Origin of the sequence: Brasilonema octagenarum UFV-OR1, from assembly GCF_963888615.1 — a bacterium.
Lineage (GTDB): Bacteria > Cyanobacteriota > Cyanobacteriia > Cyanobacteriales > Nostocaceae > Brasilonema > Brasilonema sennae.
Genome location: NZ_CAWPKW010000180.1, coordinates 1 through 6544, shown reverse-complemented (window position 1 = coordinate 6544; position 6544 = coordinate 1). Strand labels below are relative to the sequence as shown.

General features: G+C 42.4%; 8 protein-coding genes. 4 read left to right on the top strand and 4 right to left on the bottom strand.

Features of this window, described 5'->3' with window-relative positions; genetic code table 11:
- Positions 1–148 precede the first annotated feature (148 nt).
- Both AC5590_RS12475 and AC5590_RS12470 read left to right on the top strand, forming a co-directional pair.
- Complete coding sequence (locus AC5590_RS12475) at positions 149–334, top strand: hypothetical protein (protein WP_169268767.1); 186 nt, start codon at positions 149–151, stop codon at positions 332–334.
- Between the two features lie 123 nt (positions 335–457).
- Positions 458–1237 carry a histidine kinase gene (locus AC5590_RS12470; protein WP_169268766.1) on the top strand — a complete coding sequence of 260 codons (780 nt, stop codon included), beginning with the start codon at positions 458–460 and terminating at the stop codon, positions 1235–1237.
- Positions 1238–1360: 123 nt separating this feature from the next.
- On the opposite strand, the gene AC5590_RS12465 is transcribed toward AC5590_RS12470, so the two are convergent.
- The 3 genes from AC5590_RS12465 to AC5590_RS12455 form a co-directional block, all read right to left on the bottom strand.
- Positions 1361–1552, bottom strand: coding sequence for a YqaE/Pmp3 family membrane protein (locus AC5590_RS12465; protein WP_169268765.1), 192 nt, complete (start codon positions 1550–1552; stop codon positions 1361–1363).
- A gap of 143 nt (positions 1553–1695) precedes the next feature.
- Positions 1696–2106, bottom strand: coding sequence for a phage holin family protein (locus AC5590_RS12460; RefSeq protein ID WP_169268764.1), 411 nt, complete (start codon positions 2104–2106; stop codon positions 1696–1698).
- A gap of 264 nt (positions 2107–2370) precedes the next feature.
- Positions 2371–2712, bottom strand: coding sequence for a 2Fe-2S iron-sulfur cluster-binding protein (locus AC5590_RS12455; RefSeq protein WP_169268763.1), 342 nt, complete (start codon positions 2710–2712; stop codon positions 2371–2373).
- A 332-nt stretch (positions 2713–3044) separates the two neighbouring features.
- Here AC5590_RS12455 and alaS point away from each other — a divergent pair, with 332 nt between their 5' ends.
- Positions 3045–5687, top strand: a complete 2643-nt coding sequence (alaS, locus tag AC5590_RS12450; RefSeq protein ID WP_169268762.1) for an alanine--tRNA ligase — start codon at positions 3045–3047, stop codon at positions 5685–5687.
- Positions 5688–5797: 110 nt separating this feature from the next.
- On the opposite strand, the gene AC5590_RS12445 is transcribed toward alaS, so the two are convergent.
- On the bottom strand, positions 5798–6061 hold the full coding sequence (locus tag AC5590_RS12445) for a hypothetical protein (RefSeq protein ID WP_169268761.1): 264 nt from the start codon (positions 6059–6061) through the stop codon (positions 5798–5800).
- Between the two features lie 157 nt (positions 6062–6218).
- Here AC5590_RS12445 and AC5590_RS12440 point away from each other — a divergent pair, with 157 nt between their 5' ends.
- Positions 6219–6536, top strand: a complete 318-nt coding sequence (locus AC5590_RS12440; protein WP_169268760.1) for a type II toxin-antitoxin system Phd/YefM family antitoxin — start codon at positions 6219–6221, stop codon at positions 6534–6536.
- Positions 6537–6544: the final 8 nt, after the last annotated feature.

Below are 6544 nucleotides of genomic sequence, written 5' to 3'. Positions count from 1 at the left end.
TGTTTTTAAGCGCAGAGCGCAGGCACTTTCACACAAATGAAATAGGACTGCTATAGAAGTGTGATCGCACTTCTTTTTTGTTAGTGCACTAGTACTATCATGCCTTCATTGTCTACAGCCTCCAGTATGTGACACTTCAGGGTGCGGAATGTGGTTTGTAACAAAATTCACAAGGTGGAGCCAAGAAAGACAATTAGCTCAAACATATCGGAGTTATGCAATTGCAGTAGGGGATACTCATCCCAGAACAGCCCCAATATTACGTTGGATCGCTGAGAGTTATAACTCTGATGCTTATAAAGAAGATAATTGGGCAGAGTTAGAGGACTATTGAGAGAAGCCTAGCTAATTATTTTCTATCTAACGGATGTACCACCAGAGAAAATATTGCGTCAACATAAAAGATAGACAGAATGTCGATAAATTTGTATAAGTTAAATCTCAACCTGAATTGAAGATGCCTAATAACATAAAAGAGCAAATTACAAACGACCTGCAACAAGCTAAACAAACCGGACAACTCAGAACAGAACGCATTCGAGAAATTGTCAAAGCCGCAGTTTCTCAGGTTGTTTCTGAATTCAAAGAAGGTTCTACAGAACTTCGTACTATTGTGAAAGATGCTGTAAGTACAGTTGTTGAAAACTTGCAAGACAAAGGTGGCGAACTGAAAGAAGAAGTGACGGCATCTATTGAAGGAGCCTTGGAAGCCGTTAATAGTAAAAGACATGAAAATATTGCAAAAACCCAAGCTGAAGTTAAACAGCTACAAATTAAGTTGGATGAAGAAGAAGAGAATATCCAGCGAGAAGTAGATGGAATTTTAACAGAAATTCAAGACACGAGTAAAGAGAAATCAGCTAGTTCAAAAACCGCGATCAATTCTGCTGTCGATGCTATTAAAGATAGTGAGGAATTTTCACTACTGAAGAAACGCTATGCTCAACTACGAGCACAGTTGGCTATAGTCCAAGCTAACTTAGCTGCACGTTATGGTGGACGTTCTGAGGAAGTGAAGGGACATTTAGACGACGCCAAAACCTGGTTTAACGAAGCGCGTCCACAAGCAGAAGCGGTGGTTACACAGGTACAAGAAAAAAGCTCGCAACTGGATGAGAAGATTGGGGAAGCGGGTACGGCGATCGCCAAAAAAGAACGTCAAATCCGACAAATCTTAAGAGAGTTGCTTTTAACAGCGGCTGACAAGATTAAAGATAAAGAACCGATTAATAAATAGATCTTGGCGATCACAAAAAAGAGTCCGTATTTACGGACTCTTTTTTGTATTTGAAAACCTGCGGATGCAGGTTTTTATTCTGTGTCAGCGCCACTTGTTGTCGCTGGGATAATTTACTGGACTTTAGTATACTTGCTCTCCATTCAATTTATCTTCGTACTTAGCAATAACCCAAACTGCATGAATACTACCAGGAAGCCAACCTAAAAGCGTTAGCAAAACGTTAATCAACAAAGTAGGACCAATTCCAACTGTCAAGAAAACACCTAAAGGAGGAATAACCAAACCAAGAACCAAACGGAGTAGTTTCGTCATAATATCACTGCTACTTTTTCAAAATCTGTTTTCACTTACATTTTCCTGAATTAACCGAAAGAATAACTCCTCCAGAGGAATTATTTGAATTCGGCTTTAAGTAGAGATCAGAAGGTGTCGTCTCTACAACTCATTGCTGAGATTTAACTCGAAGGTAGTTGCGCCTTGTCTTTAATTTCTTCACTGGCAGTTAAAATTCTTCTTTCAGTAAAGTAATTGTTAATTAAAGTACCAGCAAAAGAAAGAACAACTGGACCAAGAATAAAAGCTATTAATCCGTGAACTTGGAACCCAGGAGCTAAAAAGGCGGCTATTGAGAAACAAATCCCGTTAACAATGAGTGAAAATGCTCCCAAGCTTACTAAGTTAAGTGGCAAAGAAAGAGCTGATAGAACTGGCTTAACTGAACCATTCACAAAGCCTATAAGCAAACCAGCAACCAAAGCCGATACAAAGTTACTAATGTTGACACCAGGAACAACTAAATCAACAATTAGCAAGCTCAAAGCTGTTATTAGAGTCGTTAAAAATGTTGGCAGTAATGTTGGGGGCATAAATTGTTTCCTAAAAACTAACTAGAGAAGATGTTTTTAGCATCGTTCTTCTATCTTGAAATGATCAGATGCGTATCAACCTCTCTAGTAAGGTAGATATCCTATTACGCCATTTGGCTAGTTTTGAAAATAATTGAGAGTTAAGTGTTATGAATAAAATAAATAATTTCTTGTTAGCGAATTCTAAAGAAAATATTAAATTTGTAAGGTGCATTACTGTTGGTTAACGTACCCTACACTGACTTTGATAAATGTCCTTTATAACTATTCTGATGGTGCTGCATTTGACTTAAAATAAAGCGATGATTTATACAAAACTTGTTCTTGATGAGTTTCTAAAGTACAATCCGATAAAGCATAAGCAACACAGGTGATTGTGTAGCCAGCTTCCACTTCATGCGGACGTAGAAACTTTTGCTCACTTTGATCAACTTCCCCACTGATGATTTTGGCAACACAGGCGGAACATTCCCCTTGATTGCATCCTGAAGGAAGACGGATACCAGCTTCTTGAGCGATATCAAGAATATATTGATCATCTGGGACTTCAATGGTGCGATCCAATCCGATTCCAGAATTGACGAGTCGAACTTGATAAACTGTCATGTGATAAGTAGTTTTACAGTGGCAAGGGCATAAGACGAAAAATCCTGCTTGATTTGGTGAATCAGGGCAAATGATGGATTTCCCCCTACACCCTTACACCCTTACACCCTTACACCCCTACACCCTTATACCCCTAACCTACCCTCTTGGCAAAGGTTAGTGGTCGCAAACTGAAACAAAATGCAAAAATATATAAACGTACTTAATGAGTGCTGAGTTCAATCAAGATAATAAGGAGAAAATGACTCAAGATTTCTTACGAACTTATAATTTATTTTTCAGGACTCGCATCTCAGAAACTTTATTCGTTGATACTATTTTTGTAAATACCCATGTCTGATTATCCCCAATACCTCAGCGGAAACGACATTCGCCAAAAATTCCTTGACTTCTATGCTCAACGGGGACACCAAATTCTCCCGAGTGCTTCCCTCGTACCAGAAGATCCAACCGTACTGCTGACAATTGCGGGGATGCTACCATTTAAACCCATCTTCCTCGGACAGCGGACAAGCGAATTCAAACGTGCGACGACTTCCCAAAAATGCATCCGCACCAATGATATCGAAAATGTCGGACGCACCAAACGGCATCACACGTTCTTTGAGATGTTGGGAAACTTCAGCTTTGGAGATTATTTCAAAGAACAAGCAATAGCTTGGGGTTGGGAGTTGTCCACAAAAGTCTTTGGTTTACCTCCAGAACAACTCGTTGTCAGTGTCTTTGAGGAAGATGACGAAGCTTTTGGAATTTGGCGCGATAAAATTGGTGTTCAGGAAGCACGAATCAAGCGCATGGGGGCTGATGATAACTTTTGGGCTTCTGGTCCGACTGGCCCTTGTGGTCCATGTTCAGAGATATACTATGATTTCCACCCGGAACGTGGCGATGACAACATAGATTTAGAAGATGACAGCCGGTTTATCGAGTTTTATAACCTCGTCTTCATGCAATATAACCGAGATGCTGAAGGAAACTTAACACCACTGGCGAACAAAAACATCGACACTGGGATGGGTTTGGAGAGGATGGCGCAAATCCTCCAAAGAGTTCCCAATAACTACGAAACTGATTTAATCTTCCCCATTATCAAAACAGCAGCAGAAATTGCTGGGATAGACTACGCCAAAGCGGATGAGAAAACCAAAGTCTCCTTAAAAGTGATTGGAGATCATATTCGTGCAGTCGTCCACATGATAGCCGATGAAATCCGCGCTTCTAATGTGGGACGAGGTTATATTCTGCGCCGCCTGATTCGTCGGGTTGTCCGTCATGGAAGATTGATTGGGATTGGTGGAGAGTTTACTACCCAAGTTGCGGAAAGTGCGATCGCCCTCTCCGAATCAGCTTACCCCAATGTCCGGCAAAGAGAAAACGCCATCAAAGCAGAACTGCAACGAGAAGAATCCCGCTTCCTGAAAACTTTGGAACGTGGTGAAGAACTGCTGACAGAAATTATCCAACAGGTGCAAAGCAAAGGCGAAACCCAAATTAGTGGTGAAAGTGCTTTCACCTTATACGATACTTACGGTTTCCCTTTAGAACTGACTCAAGAAATTGCTGCTGAAAACAACCTCACCGTAGATGAGGCTGGTTTTGATACGGAAATGCAAAAGCAAGTAGAACGCGCCAAGGAAGCACACAAAACAATCGACTTAACAGTGCAAGGTTCTCTGGACAAGCTGGCAGAAGATATCCAGGCGACAGAATTTATCGGATACACCCAACCTGTGGCGACATCCAAAGTCGAAGTGTTGTTGGTAAGTGGCGTCTCCCAAGAAGAAGCAGAAGCAGGAACAGACGTGCAAATTGTCCTCGACCAAACTCCATTTTATGCAGAGTCGGGAGGACAAATTGGCGATCGCGGATATCTCTCCGGTGATGGCGTCCTCGTGACAATTCACGACGTGAAAAAAGAATCTGATTTCTTTGTTCACTTCGGACGCATCGAACGCGGTACAATCCGAGTAGGAGATACTGTTACCGCCCAAATTGACCAAGCTTGTCGTCGTCGTCTCCAAGCTAACCACACCGCAACTCACCTCTTGCAAGCGGCGTTGAAGAAAATTGTTGATGACTCCATCTCGCAAGCAGGTTCGCTGGTGTCATTTGACAGATTACGGTTTGACTTCAACTGTCCCCGTGCTTTAACACCAGATGAGATACACCAAGTTGAGGAACAGGTAAACTCTTGGATAGCTGAAGCACATTCTGCCAAAGTGGAAATTCTACCTTTAGCAGAAGCAAAAGCTAGAGGTGCTGTTGCTATGTTCGGGGAAAAATACGGCGAAGAAGTACGCGTCATTGATTTTCAAGGTGTATCAATGGAATTGTGCGGGGGGACTCACGTCAGTAACACTGCGGAGATAGGTGTTTTCAAAATTATCTCTGAAGCTGGTGTGGCGTCAGGAGTGCGGCGAATTGAAGCAGTTTCTGGTCCTGCAATCCTAGATTACCTGAATGTACGAGATAAGGTCGTGAAAGATTTGAGCGATCGCTTCAAGGTAAAACCCGAAGAACTCCCCGACAGAATCACAACTCTGCAAAACGAACTCAGAACCAGCCAGAAGGAATTAGAAACTCTCAAGTCACAGCTTGCGATCGCCAAATCAGATAGTTTGCTGCAAACAGTCGAATCCATCGGCGATTATAAAATTCTCGTCGCCAAGATGGAAGACGTTGATCCAGAGTCCTTAAAAACTGCAGCCGAACGCTTGCTGCAAAAACTTGGTAATGGTGCAGTAGTGTTGGGTTCTGTTCCAGAAGAGGGGAAAGTCAGCTTAGTTGCAGCTTTTAGTTCAGAGGTGAATAAGAAAGGGTTGCAAGCTGGGAAATTTGTGGGTGCGATCGCCAAAATTTGTGGCGGTGGCGGCGGCGGAAGACCGAATCTTGCACAAGCAGGCGGACGTGATGCGAGTAAATTACCTCTGGCGTTGGAACAAGCGCAAAATGAGTTGCGATCGGCTTTGGGTTAATTGTATTTTCTTGTCGGGCAGGCATCTTGCCTGCCTGGAAACTTTGAATAAATTTGTAGGCTGAGTTAGGTAAGCATTAGAACAGAAAACCCCGTATACGTCTGTTAACACTACGACAATAACTGCAACAAAGACTCCAATGTGTTGTAGCCCCATTTGAGTGTCATTAACCCGGAGATGATTGTCAGTCCCAAACAGAATATAATGCCATTGGTTAGCGGTATGAAATTGTCAAAAAAATAAGCATAGCTACCCCAACTTAATGCAGCAATTATCAGTCCGACTGCCGCCCCAGCACTAAAGCGCTTAAGCAACGTGGTAGGACTTTCTACTTTTGATTTGGGTTGGTTTAGTTCGTGTGGTGATGGTTCCATAAGAAACTTTTGACTTTTTAAATAACAGTGTTGGGCAATATTTCCCAATTTAGTCTAAATTACTGAGTAAGTGCTTCACCCTTGTGGGTAGGTACTTTATACTAAAATTGGCTTAAGGAATGTACTATCTCCACACCAGTACGCCGAAGTACAAAGGATGCAGAGAGTCACAGTTGACGATATCAAACCAGATCCCTTGAAGTATCTCAATCAAGTTGAGGCAGGTGAAAGCTTTGTCATTATCCAAGCAGACAAAGCAATTGCCGAACTAAAACCAATTACAAGTACTAACAAGCAATTACGACCATTTGGTTTGTGTGCGGGAGAGTTTACAGTGCCTGATGATTTTGATGAACCTTTGCCCGAAGACAGCTTGCGGGGTTACCGTGTACACACCGGAACGCTCAAAACCTCACCCTCGCTTTTAGTTTCCCTCTCCTTAATAAGGAGAGGGATGCCCGACAGGGCAGGGTGAGGTTCCGA